Raw genomic sequence first — 16103 nt, 5'->3', positions numbered from 1 at the left:
ATAAAGGAAGTCGGCATGAGTCATGATACTAAAGGGTTTGAGACTATATTGTTTAGCATAAACAAGGGAATTGCTCTGATTACACTAAATCGTCCTGATCAATTAAACAGTTTTAATAGTCAAATGCATGATGAGATGCGAAGTGCTTTGAAGCAGGTCGAAAAAGATATGAGCGTGCGTGTGCTCGTTATTACTGGTGCTGGACGTGGTTTTTGTGCAGGTCAAGATCTTTCAGACCGTAATGTTGCACCTGGGGCTCATACTCCCGATTTAGGTGATTCATTAGAAAAACGTTATAACCCCATGGTTCGTAAAATTAAAGCCCTACCTATGCCTGTTATTTGTGCAGTAAATGGCGTTGCTGCTGGAGCAGGGGCAAATATTGCTTTGGCCTGTGACATTGTTTTAGCCGCAAAATCTGCCAGTTTTATTCAAGCTTTTTGTAAGCTTGGCCTTATTCCTGATTCAGGTGGGACCTGGAGTTTGCCTAAGACTTTAGGCATGGCAAGAGCTAAAGGGTTAGCTTTATTAGGCGATAAGGTGTCAGCTGAGCAGGCGGAAGCTTGGGGCATGATTTGGCGTGCTATTGATAATGAAAGTTTTATGGATGAGGTAATGCAAATGGCTCATCACTTCTCAACTCAACCGACTAAAGGGCTCGCTTTAATTAAACGCGCGCTGCACGCAAGTGAAGAGACAAGTTTTGACGAACAACTTGATTTGGAACGCGACTTACAGCGACTAGCGGGTAGATCCTCAGATTACCAAGAAGGGGTTGCTGCATTTATTGAAAAGCGTCCAGCAAATTTTACGGGTAAATAATAGGTTGTGAAATGAAACATCAAGTTGAAAATAGGGCAAGTTTAAAGCCTGACGCGCACATAGGTGTTGTGGGGGCTGGAGCAATGGGGGCAGGAATTGCACAAGTGGCTTCTCAAGCTGGACACAAAGTTTTTTTATATGACCAAAATGAGGAAGCCAGTTTTAGGGCTAAGGAATCAATTTCATTATTACTGAATAAAAAAGTAGCAAAAGGCACGATAACGCGCGAACACTATGATACTTGTATTGCCAATATTATTCCGCTGCATTCCCTAGACGAACTCAAGTCTGCTGATCTTATTATTGAAGCCATTGTAGAAACGCTAGAAATTAAACAATCCTTATTTAGAGCCTTAGAATTAATCTGTAAACCTGAATGTATATTAGCCTCAAATACCTCTTCAATTTCTATAACGGCAATTGCCTCCTGCCTTAAATATCCAGAGCGTTTTTTAGGCTTACATTTTTTTAACCCTGCTCCTGTTATGCCGCTTGTAGAAGTGATTAGTGGTTTGGCAAGTGATCAACTTATTGCAAAACAACTGTATGACACCTGCCTTTTGTGGGGAAAAACGCCTGTTAAGACTAAAAGCACACCAGGGTTTATAGTGAATCGTGTTGCGCGACCTTTTTATGCTGAAGCGTTAAGAATATATGAAGAGCAAGGGGCTGGTATCCAACAAATTGATCGTCTTATGAAAACGGCGGGGCAATTTAGAATGGGCCCGTTTGAGCTAATGGACCTTATTGGTCACGATGTTAACTACGCGGTGACCCTGTCTGTTTTTAATGCCTATTATCAAGATCCTAAGTTTAAGCCTTCATTAACGCAAAAGTCGTTAGTCGAAGCTGGCTTTCTAGGTAAAAAAGCAGCAAGAGGCTTTTATACTTATGATGACAGTGGTCAAAAATTAAATACCGCTTCAAATTTTAGTGAGCTTGGAAACGAAAAGTTATGTGTTCTAAATGCTTCTGACTCTTATAAGACATCATCACAGGTTGAATTATTGCCTGTTTCAAATCGAGGGGGGCATTCGCAACCTAATGTTAAAAATCAGCCAGCTCATCCCTTAAAGCGACTAATAACGCGTTTTAACAAAATTGGTTTGATCAGTGAGAGTCAATTGCAAAACGAGATACCTTTTACCTATCTAAAATACGGTGAAGCGGTTGTGGCCTTAACGGATGGTCGAACAGCCACAGAGCGAAGTGCCTTAGAGGCAATAGATAATCTGATTTTAATCGATATGGCATTTGATTTTGAACAGGTAACAAGTTTGGGAATGAGTGTTTCAGCCTTTAGTTCAAATCAAGCCATACAAGATGCTATGACACTGTTTAAATTAATAGAGATTGATTTAATCGCGCTTGAAGATATCCCAGGTCTTATTGTTATGAGGACCTTGGCCATGCTAACTAATGAGGCAGCACAAACCTGTATGCAGGGTATTGCCAGTGCGAAGGATATAGATATTGCTATGTGTTATGGAGTGAATTACCCGCAAGGCCCTTTGGCTTGGGGGCAAAGGGTAGGTGTTGACTATGTTTTTCAAGTGCTTAGTCACTTACAGGCTCATTATGGCGAAGAAAGATATCGAGCCTCATCTCTTATTAAACGTCTTAGTTTAACGGGTGAAACATTCTATTAGTTTTATTTAATGTTTTGATTTCTAGAACGGAATAAAACAATCACACTATCAAATATATTGAGCTTGCTCACTAAAGCAATGGAGCATAAACATGAAGCAATTAACAAACGCTTATATTATCGATGCAATCAGAACGCCAATTGGTCGCTATGCTGGTGGTTTATCAAGTATTAGGCCAGATGATCTTGGTGCACTTGTTTTAAACGCACTTGAAAACAGAAACCCAAAATTAGATTTTAGCTTGCTCGATGATGTAATTTTAGGTTGTGCCAATCAAGCGGGAGAAGATAACCGCGATATCGCTAGAATGAGTACATTGCTAGCGGGCTTTTCAACAAAAGTGCCTGGTACAACGATCAATAGATTATGTGGATCGGGGATGGATGCTATTGGGTATGCTGCAAGAGCCCTAAAATCTAAAGAAACAGGTTTGATGATAGCTGGTGGTGTTGAGTCTATGTCCAGAGCGCCTATGGTAATGGCAAAAGCAGAACAGGCTTTTAGTCGTCAGGCACAGATATATGACACTACAATAGGTTGGCGCTTTATTAATGCGGCATTAGCAGAAGAGTACGGCACTGATTCAATGCCCGAAACCGCCGAAAATCTTGCCAGTAAGCATCAAATTAGCCGTTTAGATCAAGACAAGTTTGCCTTTAACAGTCAGCAAAAAACGGCTAATGCTCAAAAAAATGGTCGGTTTAATAGAGAAATAGTAGGGGTGGCAATAAAGCATAGAAAAAAAGAAGATACGATTTTTTCTATTGATGAGCACCCGAGATTGAGTAGCTTAGAGCAATTATCTCAACTAAAAACCCCGTTTAAAAAAGAAGGCTCAGTGACCGCGGGTAATGCATCTGGCGTTAATGATGGATCTTGCGCACTGTTATTAGCCAGTGATGAAGCACTTGTTGCCCATCAATTAAAACCAAGAGGTAAGATTCTTGGCATGGCAACCGCTGGTGTTGAGCCAAAATACATGGGCATAGGCCCAGTACCCGCAACCCAAAAAGTCTTGACTCAGTTGGGGCTAAGTTTGGATGACATGGACGTGATTGAGCTTAATGAAGCGTTCGCCTCTCAAGCTCTAGCTGTGATTCGCTCACTAGACTTATCTGATGATGACAAACGCATTAATCCCAATGGTGGCGCGATTGCCTTAGGGCATCCGCTAGGTATGAGCGGGGCTAGATTAATTACCACAGCCCTTAATGAGCTTGAGTTGAAAGCAGAGCGAGGTGAAAGGTCTCAATATGCACTTTGCACCATGTGTATTGGTGTGGGTCAAGGTATCGCCATGGTGATTGAGCGAGTGTAAGTGACTTTTCTGCTGATAAACCTTAGGTGATTAAAATAATGCCTTTAATGATACGTTCTGACCTTTAAAGGCATTCATATAAGAAGCAAAATATTATGCTTCTTATATGAATTTCTTCACTCAACCTTAATAGTCTCTTTTTCATTATTATTTCTGTCGACAACTTATTCATTAAGGTATTTCTTAAATAGTTGCTAAGCGTCCCCGAATTCAAGTCCGAAGTGCGACACTTTCCCTACCAAAAGCATTTATTGACAGTTTGGTCATCTATTCTCAAGATAGATAATAGATGACCCATTTTGTACTTACGTATTTGTTCTACGTAAATTGCTATTATTTTAAAAAACAATCAATTTAATAAACAATCTAGGGTGGTCAAAGGTCAAAGTCGCCAACTTGATAGCTGCCCACTTCAGGTTTGAAACTTATCGCAATACGGTTCCAGCTATTTATCGTGGTAATAACCAAGGTCAAGTCTACAAGTTGTTCTTCTGTGAAATGCTCTATCGTTGACTTGTATAGGTGGTCATCAATTTCATTTTGATGAATTAATGTATTTGCTTCGGCCCAAGCTAACGCTGCACGCTCTTTTTCACTAAAAAAGTTTGTTTCTCTCCATGCTATTAAGCTATGCAACCTTTGCTCTGTTTCTCCTAATGCTCTTGCATCTTTAGAGTGCATATCAAGACAGTAAGCGCAGCCATTAATCTGTGATACACGTATTTTCACTAATTCTGATAGGGTTTTATCCAAGGTATTTTTGATCTTGTAACAGCTAGAAATATACTTTTCAGCGTCAATTAAAGTGTTGATTGCGCCAGGGGATGCTTGAAAATGGTTAAGTCTTTGTGACATGGTATTGCTCCTTAATGGATTAATTGTATGAAGCAAGATTAGACTTAACGCTTTATTAAAAATTGGATAAAAACGACTTAATGCCAACACTTGATGATATTAATTATCTTAAAATTTCTCCTGAGCCACCTTTGGGTGATTATGTACAAGCCATATGGTTGGCACAACATGATAAGAACAAAGAGGTATTAGCCTTTAGCTTGTTAAGCGATTGTGGTTCTTGCATTTTGTTTAACTATGGCGATGAGATTAGATTATCAAGAAATAATCAATCGCACAGGGTTTCAAAGCAGGCCGTGGTAGTAGGGCCAAGTAAAGCGCTTTTTGAGATTGGTTTTAATAATCAAATTTGCACACTCGGTATTAATTTTCACCCTGGTACGGGTTCTGCTTTCTTAGAGAATGGAATAGAGCAGTTAATTGATAGAATAGAGATTTCTAATGAGGCGCATTTTGTAACTGCTCATCATATGTACATCAAGTTTGAAAATGAAATTCAAACAGGAAATGGAGAAAGTTTACTGAGAAAAGTAGAAGAGAGTTTAATCAATAACTTGTCTCATTATCATTTACAAGTTCAGGATAAATTAGAATCTCTCATTACGCTTTTTAAGCGCGAACAGGATATGCCATTAGTGTTATTGGCGGATATGTCTGGCATCTCGGCTAGAGAAATTCAAAGAAAATTTAAACAGTACGTTGGTATCAGTCCAAAAGTTTATCAAAGACTCATGAAGCTAAATAAGGTTAAAGACAGGTTATCAAGTGGGGATTATGAAAGCTTAACTCAGTTAGCAATCGATAATGGCTATTATGATCAAGCTCACTTTATAAGAGAGTTTAAGTTCTTTATGAATTTAACGCCTAAACAGTATAAAAAGTTAAAGAAACAGATTGAGCGCGCTCAGTAAGAAGATAAACTATTTAACAACATTTAAAACTAGAGATTAAAGACTAATTAATAAAGGAATATTTCACATGATAAATTGTCTCTCAGTTTCCAATTATCGCTCTTTATTGAAGCTTGTTATCCCCCTAGGAAAACTTAACTTGATTACCGGTGCTAATGCCAGCGGTAAATCAAACTTGTATAAGGCTTTAAGGTTACTTGCTGAAACAGCACAAGGTGGGGTGGTAAACGCCCTTGCTAAAGAAGGCGGATTAGAATCTACCTTCTGGGCTGGGCCAGAGACATTATCCAATAGTATGAAACGTGCAGAAGTGCCAATACAAGGCGGGCCTAGGCAAAAAGTGAAAAGGTTAAGGCTAGGCTTTAGTAGTGATAATTTTTCCTACTCTATCTCCTTAGGTTTACCTAAACCAAGCGATTCAGCTTTCTCATTAGACCCTGAAATTAAAAGAGAGTGTATTTGGGGCTCTTATGGTGATTCTAATGCTTATCGTCCAGCAGCAAGCTTAATAGATCGTGATTCAAGTTTAGTTAAAGTGAGAGAAGGGCGTGAATGGCAAGTCATGAGTCAAGGCATTGCAAGCTTTGATAGTATTTTTAGTCAAATATCAGATCCAGATAGAACCCCTGAGGTTGTTGCCTTAAGAGACAATATTAGAAATTGGCGTTTTTATGATCACTTTCGAAGTGATGTCGACGCGCCAGCACGACAAGCTCAATTAGGCACAAGAACGCCAGTACTGCATCATGACGGGAGGGATCTTGCTGCAGCATTACAAACCATCATCGAAATTGGGGATTCGAATGCTCTTGCTGATGCCATTAGTGATGCTTTTCCAGGAGCACAATTAGGCGTTGCCATTAGAGAGGATGGGCGTTTTGCGATTGAATTTTATCAGCATGGATTGTTAAGGCCACTTTCAGGACAGGAGCTATCTGATGGTACTTTACGCTATCTTTTATGGGTTGCTGCACTGTTAACGCCAAGACCCCCTCCTTTAATGGTACTAAATGAGCCAGAAACGAGCTTACACCCTGATTTATTGCCCGCTTTATCAAGGCTTATTATCAACGCCTCAGAACGAACACAGGTCTGGGTGGTGTCTCACGCCTCACGACTGATTTCAGCACTTGAAAGACATGATGAGTGCAATAGTGTTTGCCTTGAAAAACGTTTAGGTGAAACATGTGTGCTTGGTCAAGGGATGCTTGATGAGCCTCATTGGATTTGGCCAGATGCTGGCAAATAGTATTTTTCTTTATTAAACCAATCTTCTTTCTATGTTAGGGCGGAAAAGCTAATTATCCTTTAGCGCCCTTATCCCTTAATGACCTTAGAGCAATTCAAAGTCGCTATTTCTAGTCGTTTGAACAAGTCGCTATTTCTCAAATCTTGTTTGACTCTACTTTTGTAAATTATTCCTGACTTGATGTCAGCTAGTTAGCACCTAGTATCTCCTGCCTTTAATCAAAATCTCTGGCCACTATTGACGGTTCAAATCGTTTAATTTTGGCCATGTAAAAATATATCAGTACACATAAAAGCGATAAGTGACACATAAAGATAAAATAATTTAATTTTTATGTGTTCTAAATAATTTTAATTAAAACAATGATTAAGCAATAAAAAATCTTGCTTTCATATGAAGTGAAGGTTTTATGATACGTTATTGTGTTGTTTTATGTGTATGTTGTGTCATATTATCTTTGTATTAACTAAATTTAAATCAGTTGCTTCATCTTAGGTGACTTTTTAGAAGGCATAGAAGACAGCTTTTTAGTAGACAAGTTTTTGTCGGTAACTTTTTAGTCGTTAACTTTTTAGTAGCTAACTAATAGGTACTTCTAACTAGGTACTTGGAAAAGTTTTGATAATTGTATACAGGAGTAGTTATGTACGCTCAGCTTGTTGAGACCGGTGTGAAAAAGGTCAAAAGTATCGATGAAATGAATAAGGACGAGAGTGAGTTTCAGGCCAAAATAGATGCTGAGATTAAAATTGAAGCTAAGAACTGGATGCCAGATGCTTATAGAAAAACCCTAATTCGACAAATTTCTCAACACGCTCATTCTGAAATTGTCGGTATGTTACCCGAAGGGAATTGGCTAACACGTGCGCCAACTTTAAAGCGTAAATTGCAGCTATTAGCAAAAATACAAGATGAGGCTGGCCACGGTCTTTATTTGTACAGTGCGATGGAAACATTGGGCGCGGATCGAGATACTGAAATAGAAAAGCTTCATTCAGGTAAAGCTAAATACTCCAGTATTTTTAATTATCCCACTCTAAATTGGACTGATATGGGGGCCATTGGCTGGTTAGTTGATGGGGCCGCAATTGTTAATCAGGTGGTATTACAGCGAACTTCATATGGGCCATACTCCCGCGCTATGGTACGTATTTGCAAGGAAGAAAGCTTTCACCAGCGCCAAGGCTACGAGATTTTATTAACCATAATGCGCCATGGTACCAAAGCGCAAAAAGCCATGGTGCAGGATTCAATTAATCGATTGTGGTGGCCTTCTCTTATGATGTTTGGCCCAACAGATGATGATTCCCCCAACTCAAAGCAATCCTTGGCCTGGAAGATCAAACGCAAATCAAATGATGAACTACGTCAAATGTTCATTGATCAGACTATCCCACAACTAGAGTTCCTTGGCTGTACAGTCCCTGATCCAGATCTAAAGTGGAATGAAGAAACGGGTCATTATGATTTTGGCAATATTGACTGGGACGAGTTTTATGCCGTGTTGAAGGGAAATGGGCCCTGTAATCAAGAGCGATTAGCGAAACGAAAGAATGCCATTGATCAAGGTGCTTGGGTGCGAGAAGCCGCCGTTGCCTATGCCAATAAACACAAAATTGAAGCGATTTAACAGGAGCTTAAGATGTCAGAATATCCATTATATGAAGTCTTTGTTCGAAGTAAGCATGGTCTTAATCATAAACATGTGGGCAGTGTTCACGCCATTGATGATGCTATGGCAATGGAAAATGCTAGGGAGCTTTATACCAGACGTTGTGAGGGTGTCAGCATTTGGGTCGTGCCGTCTAAAATGATTACGGCATCTGCTTTGGATGATAAAGAGGCTTTATTTGATCCTTCTCAAGATAAAATATATCGCCACGCTTCTTTTTATGAGCTACCCGACGAAGTCGGTCATATGTAGAGGATGCATAATGAATTCTAACACCACTCAAACCACCGCTCTGTTTCATTATTTACTGAGACTTGCTGATTCTAATTTGATTTTATCTCAACGCTTATGTGAGCTATGTGGCGATGCCCCTTCATTAGAAGAAGAGTTAGCAATAAGTAATGTGGCACTTGACCTAATAGGGCAAGCAAGAAATTGGTATGAATATGCCAGTGAGTTAGACCCTTTAAAACGTAATCCTGATCATTTAGCGTTTCGCCGAGATGCACATGAATTTTATAACTTTCTCTTGGTTGAACAAAAAAATGGCAACTTTGCAGACACCATTACTAGGCAATTTTTCTTTGATGCTTGGCATTTGGCGACATTGGAATCTTTACAGGATTCAAATGATGAGCGAATCAGGTCGATTGCGGATAAAGCGGTCAAGGAAGTTTCTTATCACTTAAGGCGTTCCAGCCAATGGGTCATTCGTTTAGGTGATGGGACAGACGTTAGCCATGAAAAAATGCAAACAGCCATAAATAACGCATGGCGTTTTACCGGTGAGCTGCTATCCAAGGATGAGGTTGATGACATGCTTGAAACGGACGGATTAATACCTGATGCCAGTAAAACTAGCCAACTTTGGAAGCATTCTATTGAGACAATCTTGACTCAAGCCACCCTAGATAGACCTGACTATGCAGCTTGGATGTATATGGGTGGCAAGCAAGGAGAGCACACTGAGTGTTTGGGTTTTATTTTGACTGAAATGCAATATTTACAGAGGGCTTATCCGGATGCGAAAGTTTGGTAAACCTAGTCCTAAACCTTTGGCGCCAAGTCGCTTTAATCAAGAGGACTTGACGGGCCAACTTTTGGTGACAGATTTGCAGGGTGATCTTAAGTATCAAGCAAGCTATGAGAAAGAGGCAATCTGGCAGGTGTTAAGTCAGGTTCAAGACCCTGAAATACCAAGTGTCAGTATTCTTGATTTAGGCATAGTACGTCATATCAGCGTACACATGAGGCAAATAACCTTAGCTGTTTCACCAACCTATTCTGGTTGTCCCGCCACCGATCTTATCAATGATTTGATCATGGAGGCCATGGAGGGCGCGGGTTATCAAAATGTGAACATCAAACAGGCGCTTTCACCTGCATGGAGTAGTGACTTTATCACCCAAGAGGGTCGTGAAAAATTAAAAGCAGTGGGTATAGCGCCACCTAAAGGCATGGTAAGTAAAGCGAGTCTCATTGATCGCGATATCCCTTGTCCTCACTGTGAGAGTCAAGATACGAGACTATTAAGTGAATTTGGCTCAACAGCCTGTAAAGCCCTGTACCAATGTAATGATTGTCGTGAAGCCTTTGATTATTTTAAGTGTATTTAACACTGGATGAGTATTGAATCTTATGAACAAATTTTACCCGCTAACCATCAACAAGATACAAAGAGAGACACGGGAGGCTGTGTCCATCACTTTTTCTGTGCCAAACGAATTAGAGCATAAATTTAAGTACCAACAAGGACAGTATTTGGTTTTTAAAAAAGAGATTCATGGTCAAGATGTTAGGCGCTCCTATTCTATTTGCTCAAGTGTGAATGATGAACAATTAAGAATCGGTATAAAACAGGTTCCTGAAGGCCTGTTTTCTAGTTATGCAAACCATGGGTTAAAAGTGGGTGATAGTTTGGAGGTAATGCCGCCGCAAGGGCGATTTGGTTTAGGTCTGGATTTAGCACTAGAGCAAGAGAGAGCCAAGACCAAACATTTTCTTGCAGTGGCTGCAGGGAGTGGAATTACACCTATCTTGTCGATTATTAAAACCGCTTTAGAAAAAGATGAAAACTCACACATCACCCTTATGTACGGTAATCGCTCGACTGCCAGCGCTATGTTTCGTAATGAGCTAGAAGACTTAAAGAATGCTTATATGGATAGGTTTAATCTGGTTTTCATTTTTAGCCGTGAAACACAAGATATCAACCTCTATAACGGACGTATTGATGCGGATAAATGCCAAGTGCTTTTACAGCGACTCATGAAAGTAGATGAACTTGCTGGTGCTTTTATTTGTGGGCCTCAATCCATGACTGAGCAAGTTGCCGAAAGTCTTGAAGAGCTAGGTCTTGATAATCAAAAGATACATTTTGAATTGTTTCACACCGAGTCAGAAGCAAAAGATATGCGACAAGCTAACAGGGCGAATCAATCTGCTTTAGCCACTGAAATGAGTGAAATCACGGTTATCCATGATGGCAGGCAGATGGACTTTGAATTGGCTCATAACGATAAGACGATATTAGACGCGGGGAATGATATAGGTGCTGACTTACCTTATTCCTGTACGGCGGGCGTCTGCTCTACCTGTAAGGCTAAGGTCTTAGAGGGGGAAGTGGAAATGGATGTGAATTTTGCTCTTGAAGATTACGAAGTTGAAGCTGGGTATGTACTCTCATGTCAATGTTATCCAATTAGCAGCAAAGTGGTACTTAGTTACGATCATTAGCACATCTTAATCTCACCATGAGTAACGAGATAAATCTTGTTTTAGTTATACGCAAAAAACAATTAAAGAATAAACAGAAGAATAATGACACAGAGGTTTTCATGAAGATAATCCAAAGTTTTTTAACGGGCCAATGGATAGGCGAAACACAAAACACATTGTTAAAAAGTGCTATCAATGGTGACTTGATCGGAGCGACACATGCGGAAGTGCCAGACTTTAATAAAGCAGCACAGTATGCAAGAAAGCAGGGACAACAAGCTTTAATGCAAATGGATTTCCAACAAAGGGCAACTTGTCTTAGAAATCTCGCCAAATACTTGCTTGAACATAAAGAGTCACTATATAGCCTTTCCCGTGAAACAGGCGCGACCAGAAATGATAGCTGGATAGATATAGAAGGGGGCTTTGGAACTTTATTTGCCTATGCCAGTATGGGGCGAAATCAACTGCCGTCGGGGAATTTAATTCACGCAGACAGTGCGATGCCTTTAGGCAAAAATAATGACTTTGCTGGTACCCATATACTGGTGCCTAAAGGAGGGGTAGCAGTCCATATTAATGCCTTTAATTTCCCTATATGGGGCATGTTAGAAAAATTTGCACCTTGTTTCTTAGCGGGCATGCCATGCATGGTTAAACCGGCTAGCGCGACAAGTTATCTTACCGAAGCAACGGTGAGATTAATGCATGAATCAGGTTTGTTGCCAGAAGGTAGCTTACAACTGATTATCGGTAGTACAGGGGACTTGCTTGATCATCTTATTGAGCAGGACGTTGTGACCTTTACAGGCTCAGCACACACTGCGCGTTTATTGAAAAACCATGAAAACCTGGTTAATCGATCGATTCCCTTTAATGCAGAAGCGGATTCTCTTAATGCGGCTATTTTAGCGCCTGATGTCAGTTTAGATGATGCTGAAATTGATCTTTTTGTACGTGAAGTATTTAAAGAAATGACCACTAAAGTTGGCCAAAAGTGTACGGCAATCAGGCGTATCATAGTGCCTAGAGATATCATGCCACAGCTTATAGATAAGTTGAGTCAAAAGCTTGCCAAGGTAACCTATGGCGATCCAGATGCAAAAGAGGTCAGAATGGGGGCGCTAGCATCTATCGACCAGCTTGAAGACGTCAAAGCAAAAATTGCTGAATTAAGTCAAAACTGTGAGCTTGTTTACTCTCAAGCGACAAACGCGAAAGGGATTGGTTGTGAAAAAGGGGCCTTTATTGCCCCTCATTTATTTGTTAATCATCAACCTCTTACTCATTGTGCTGCCCATGATGTTGAAGCATTTGGCCCAGTTGCCACCATGATGCCTTATGATTCTATTGAAGAAGCATTGGCCATTGCCGCTTTAGGTAAAGGCAGTTTAGTTACCACCTTGTGCACTAAAGACCCCATGATTGCGGCAAAAATGATTCCAAGCTTGGCCGCTTTACACGGTAGGCTGCATATTTTGGATGCACAAGCGGCACTTGAGTCTACAGGCCATGGTTCGCCTTTACCCTTTTTAAAGCATGGTGGCCCTGGTCGTGCTGGTGGAGGAGAAGAACTTGCTGGTATCAGCGCTGTTCACCATTATATGCAAAAGGCTGCTATTCAAGGCTCTCCAACCATGCTATCCGCCGTGACAGGGGAGTATGTAAGAGGAGCAAAAGTGATTGAAACAGATATTCACCCTTTCAAACGTAGTTTTGAATCGGTACGAATTGGTGAATCCCTGTTGACCCATAGGCGAACGGTTACAGAAGCTGATATTGTTAATTTTGGTTCTTTGTCGGGGGATCATTTTTATATGCACTTTGATGATATTGCGGCAAAAGAATCTCAGTTTGGTGAGCGTATTGCCCATGGATATTTTGTTTTGTCAGCGGCTGCAGGCTTATTTGTTGATCCAGGTGTTGGTCCTGTTTTAGCTAACTATGGTTTAGATAATTTACGCTTTATTGAACCTGTTCCTATTGGTACCACAATACGAGCAAGACTTACTTGTAAGCGTAAAATAGACCAAGGTAAGGAATCTAAAGATGGTAAACCACAAGGGGTGGTTGTTTGGGATGTTCAAGTAACCGATCAAGAAGATGTGCTGGTGGCTAGCTATGACATATTAACCCTAGTGGCTAAGGATATGGTGTCTACTCACTAAGGAAATTGCGACTCTCGCCTTAATTCTCTGGCGTGTTAGCCAGACGCTGGGGCGGGAGGGCTTATTCATAGTTTGTCTAAACTTAGGCTTCAAGCTTGTTGCTCCGTTGGCAAGGTGACTTTTTAGGGCAAGGTGGCTTTTTAGAGCGGGGTGACTTTTTTAATAATGCTGTATAAACATACAGTATTATTTTGATCTCCGTAAAAACTTAACCAAAACCTATTTAAATCAAAGGTTTTGCTCAAAAATCATACTGATTGGTATCTTTTCCTCGCTTTAATTCAATTTTGAGTCATAGATGAAAATCACAATATACTGTGTTTATATACAGCATTATGGTTTGCGTAGTTTTCTTAAGTTTGGATCGAGTGTTTATCTTAAAAAAAGCGCCTGTTAGTAAGATAAAAAACTTAGAAATAGATTCCAGATCAATCTCTTAATGAATATGATAAATTAGTGTTTTATATCTTAATAGGATGACATTGTGAGTCAGGTAATCAACAAAAACCTCTTTTTAGTAAAGGAACATATTGGCTTATTTAAAGCGGCAAATAACTTTGATATTTATGATCCTGAAAATGGCGAATTAATCTTAGAGTGCCGTGAGCCAAATTTAGGTTGGATTACCAAGCTATTGCGATTTACCGATTACAAAAGAATGACGCCTTTTGATATACAAATTAAAACGCCTGATGGACAAAGAATAGTGCGTATCTCACGTGGCATATCATTCTTTTTATCAAAGGTTGAGGTGCGTGATGAAAACAATGACTTGATTGGAGGTTTCAAACAGAAATTTTTATCAATCGGGGGCAGGTTTGATGTACTTGATAAAAATGATGAGTCAATTTGTACCTTATCCGGAAAATGGACTGGCTGGGACTTTTATTTTAAGCGGGGTGATCAAGAGTTTGCCCATGTTTCTAAAAAATGGGCGGGGATAGGGCAAGAACTTTTCTCAAGTGCTGATAACTACATACTTGAAATTGCAGAAGAAATTGAAGCGGATCACGATGTTAGAAAACTGATTCTGGCTGCGGTTATGTGTATTGATATGGTACTCAAGGAATAACGAGAAGCAACTTTATAACTAAAGAAGAAGCCTTTAAATCTTAATAATTTAGAGGTTTTTTATAGATAGTGATTCTTTTTGCAAAATTCATTAAAACGCTGCCAAATTCTATTTTTAGGTCTATATTAATTTTCTGGTTCTGATTAAAAAGCGATATCGTCAAGGAGAATGAAATGGAATTTATATCCCCCACTGGTCTATTTGAGACTTCATTTTTACGCTTTTATAAGGATTTTGAGTTAACAGACCCAAAATTATCTGCAATATATGCTCCTTCACGTGAAGGGTTCAAATCCTACGTTAAACAACTTCGGGATGATGCCAGTGCCTTAGGTCGTCACTCTGGCGATATTTGCTGTCATCACTATTGGCTGATTAATGAATTTGATGAAGTGACAGCCGTATTGAGAATTCGACATCATATTGACAAGCCTCAATTAACACTTGAGAGAGGGAATATTGAACTTGATGTGTCACCTAGATTTAGAAAGCAAGGCATTACCAAGCAAGCTCTGATTCAGGCTAAAGAGAAGCTAAAGCAACTTAACATTGAGAGTATTAGTATCAAGGTCGATAAATCAAACACGGTGGCCAGAAAAGCAATTGAATCAAATGGTGGCGTAGCAGACATTGAATTTGGCATGAACTCACTTCACAAATCTTTTACTAAATACAATTTAAGTACTGAAAGTTTCAACTCCCAGCTCCAGTAAAACTAATCAAGAGTGTCATTAAGGAAGCTAATTTTTAATGACACTTTCGATTATCCACACAATCTGCTTTTATCTTTTCTATTTCCAATGATCTGAATTTGCTATGATGCGTACTATTTTATTGTTTCTAATCATTGGGGGAACGCTTGTTTAATACTTTCAAACTAGCCTATGGCTTACTTTTATGGGGAATGATAAATTTTGCTCAGGCTGAAAACTTGTCTATTTCTGTTGCCGCATCTCTCGCGCCAAGCTTTGAAAGGATTTCTCAAAAATTTCGTACCCTCAATCCACAAGATACACTTCAGGTCAATTATGGGGCTTCATCAGTGTTAGCCCGCCAGATTCAATATGGTGCTCCGGCCGATTTGTTTATTTCTGCCAATAAAAAATGGATTGAGTATTTAGACGCAGCAAACAAATTATCAGACGATGGTTTTAATCACCTTGTTTCCAATCAGTTGGTGTTAGTCAAAAGCCGAGACACTGGTGCTAATCATTTGTCTCAATCCTGTTATGACCAAAGTACAACACAAAACTACCTAAGCTTTTTAGCCGGAATCGATGATTTAGTAGTTGTTGCTGAAATGAGTCATGTGCCTTTGGGTATTTACACCAAACAAACACTGATCAAAAGTGGTTTCTATGACAAGATGTTAACTAAGCTAATACCCAGTGCGAATGCGCGTTCTACCTTGGCTTTTATTGAACAAAAGCAGGTCGATTATGGTTTCTTGTACTATTCAGATGCGATTAATTCAAAGAGCATTGATATCATCTGCATAATTCCTAGCGATTTTCATGATCCAATAAACTATTATTTTGCCAAGGTGCAAAATACACAAAATATCAGCCAATCTAAAACAGAATTAATCGCCCGCTTTAGTCGTTACTTAACCAGTGATGAGGTGAAGGCCATATTTGTAAGTCATGGATTTTTAGAAAATTAGAGATAA

General features: G+C 39.7%; 15 protein-coding genes. 14 read left to right on the top strand and 1 reads right to left on the bottom strand.

The features are described 5' to 3' along the window. The first annotated feature begins 15 nt into the window (after nucleotides 1–15). From paaG to pcaF, 3 genes are all read left to right on the top strand, one after another. A complete protein-coding gene (gene paaG, locus MED121_RS16205) occupies nucleotides 16–822 on the top strand; it encodes a 2-(1,2-epoxy-1,2-dihydrophenyl)acetyl-CoA isomerase PaaG (RefSeq protein ID WP_009834805.1) in 807 nt (268 codons plus the stop codon). Between the two features lie 11 nt (nucleotides 823–833). Then, nucleotides 834–2471, top strand: a complete 1638-nt coding sequence (locus MED121_RS16200; RefSeq protein WP_009834804.1) for a 3-hydroxyacyl-CoA dehydrogenase — start codon at nucleotides 834–836, stop codon at nucleotides 2469–2471. 91 nt (nucleotides 2472–2562) lie between these two features. Beyond that, nucleotides 2563–3789, top strand: coding sequence for a 3-oxoadipyl-CoA thiolase (pcaF, locus tag MED121_RS16195; protein WP_009834803.1), 1227 nt, complete (start codon nucleotides 2563–2565; stop codon nucleotides 3787–3789). A 375-nt stretch (nucleotides 3790–4164) separates the two neighbouring features. Here the strand turns inward: pcaF and MED121_RS16190 are convergent, their stop codons facing one another. Beyond that, nucleotides 4165–4644 carry a carboxymuconolactone decarboxylase family protein gene (locus MED121_RS16190; protein WP_009834802.1) on the bottom strand — a complete coding sequence of 160 codons (480 nt, stop codon included), beginning with the start codon at nucleotides 4642–4644 and terminating at the stop codon, nucleotides 4165–4167. Nucleotides 4645–4724: 80 nt separating this feature from the next. Here MED121_RS16190 and MED121_RS16185 point away from each other — a divergent pair, with 80 nt between their 5' ends. The 11 genes from MED121_RS16185 to modA all read left to right on the top strand — a co-directional run bounded on the left by MED121_RS16185 (nucleotide 4725) and on the right by modA (nucleotide 16097). Further along, nucleotides 4725–5555: a helix-turn-helix domain-containing protein gene (locus MED121_RS16185; protein ID WP_009834801.1), complete on the top strand. Its 831-nt coding sequence runs from the start codon at nucleotides 4725–4727 to the stop codon at nucleotides 5553–5555. Between the two features lie 67 nt (nucleotides 5556–5622). Further along, entirely contained in the window at nucleotides 5623–6804 is a 1182-nt protein-coding gene (locus MED121_RS16180) for an AAA family ATPase (RefSeq protein WP_009834800.1), read from the top strand. Nucleotides 6805–7447: 643 nt separating this feature from the next. Then, nucleotides 7448–8434, top strand: a complete 987-nt coding sequence (paaA, locus tag MED121_RS16175; protein WP_009834799.1) for a 1,2-phenylacetyl-CoA epoxidase subunit PaaA — start codon at nucleotides 7448–7450, stop codon at nucleotides 8432–8434. Nucleotides 8435–8446: 12 nt separating this feature from the next. Further along, the gene (gene paaB, locus MED121_RS16170; RefSeq protein ID WP_009834798.1) at nucleotides 8447–8728 is read left to right on the top strand and encodes a 1,2-phenylacetyl-CoA epoxidase subunit PaaB; all 282 of its coding nucleotides are present in this window, start codon (nucleotides 8447–8449) and stop codon (nucleotides 8726–8728) included. A gap of 10 nt (nucleotides 8729–8738) precedes the next feature. Continuing rightward, nucleotides 8739–9515, top strand: a complete 777-nt coding sequence (gene paaC, locus MED121_RS16165) for a 1,2-phenylacetyl-CoA epoxidase subunit PaaC (protein ID WP_009834797.1) — start codon at nucleotides 8739–8741, stop codon at nucleotides 9513–9515. After that, entirely contained in the window at nucleotides 9499–10092 is a 594-nt protein-coding gene (gene paaD, locus MED121_RS16160) for a 1,2-phenylacetyl-CoA epoxidase subunit PaaD (protein ID WP_009834796.1), read from the top strand. The genes paaC and paaD overlap by 17 nt, the downstream gene beginning before the upstream one ends. Nucleotides 10093–10114: 22 nt before the next feature. Continuing rightward, nucleotides 10115–11212: a 1,2-phenylacetyl-CoA epoxidase subunit PaaE gene (gene paaE / locus MED121_RS16155; protein WP_009834795.1), complete on the top strand. Its 1098-nt coding sequence runs from the start codon at nucleotides 10115–10117 to the stop codon at nucleotides 11210–11212. 101 nt (nucleotides 11213–11313) lie between these two features. Then, a complete protein-coding gene (gene paaZ, locus MED121_RS16150) occupies nucleotides 11314–13362 on the top strand; it encodes a phenylacetic acid degradation bifunctional protein PaaZ (RefSeq protein ID WP_036180939.1) in 2049 nt (682 codons plus the stop codon). Nucleotides 13363–13846: 484 nt separating this feature from the next. Further along, nucleotides 13847–14434, top strand: a complete 588-nt coding sequence (locus tag MED121_RS16145) for a phospholipid scramblase-related protein (RefSeq protein ID WP_009834793.1) — start codon at nucleotides 13847–13849, stop codon at nucleotides 14432–14434. A 173-nt stretch (nucleotides 14435–14607) separates the two neighbouring features. After that, on the top strand, nucleotides 14608–15147 hold the full coding sequence (locus MED121_RS16140) for a GNAT family N-acetyltransferase (protein WP_009834792.1): 540 nt from the start codon (nucleotides 14608–14610) through the stop codon (nucleotides 15145–15147). 146 nt (nucleotides 15148–15293) lie between these two features. Continuing rightward, nucleotides 15294–16097, top strand: a complete 804-nt coding sequence (gene modA, locus MED121_RS16135; protein WP_036180937.1) for a molybdate ABC transporter substrate-binding protein — start codon at nucleotides 15294–15296, stop codon at nucleotides 16095–16097. Nucleotides 16098–16103: the final 6 nt, after the last annotated feature.

The sequence above is a fragment of the Marinomonas sp. MED121 genome, from assembly GCF_000153025.1.
Taxonomy (GTDB): Bacteria; Pseudomonadota; Gammaproteobacteria; order Pseudomonadales; family Marinomonadaceae; genus Marinomonas.
This window is presented reverse-complemented; position numbering and strand designations above follow the sequence as displayed.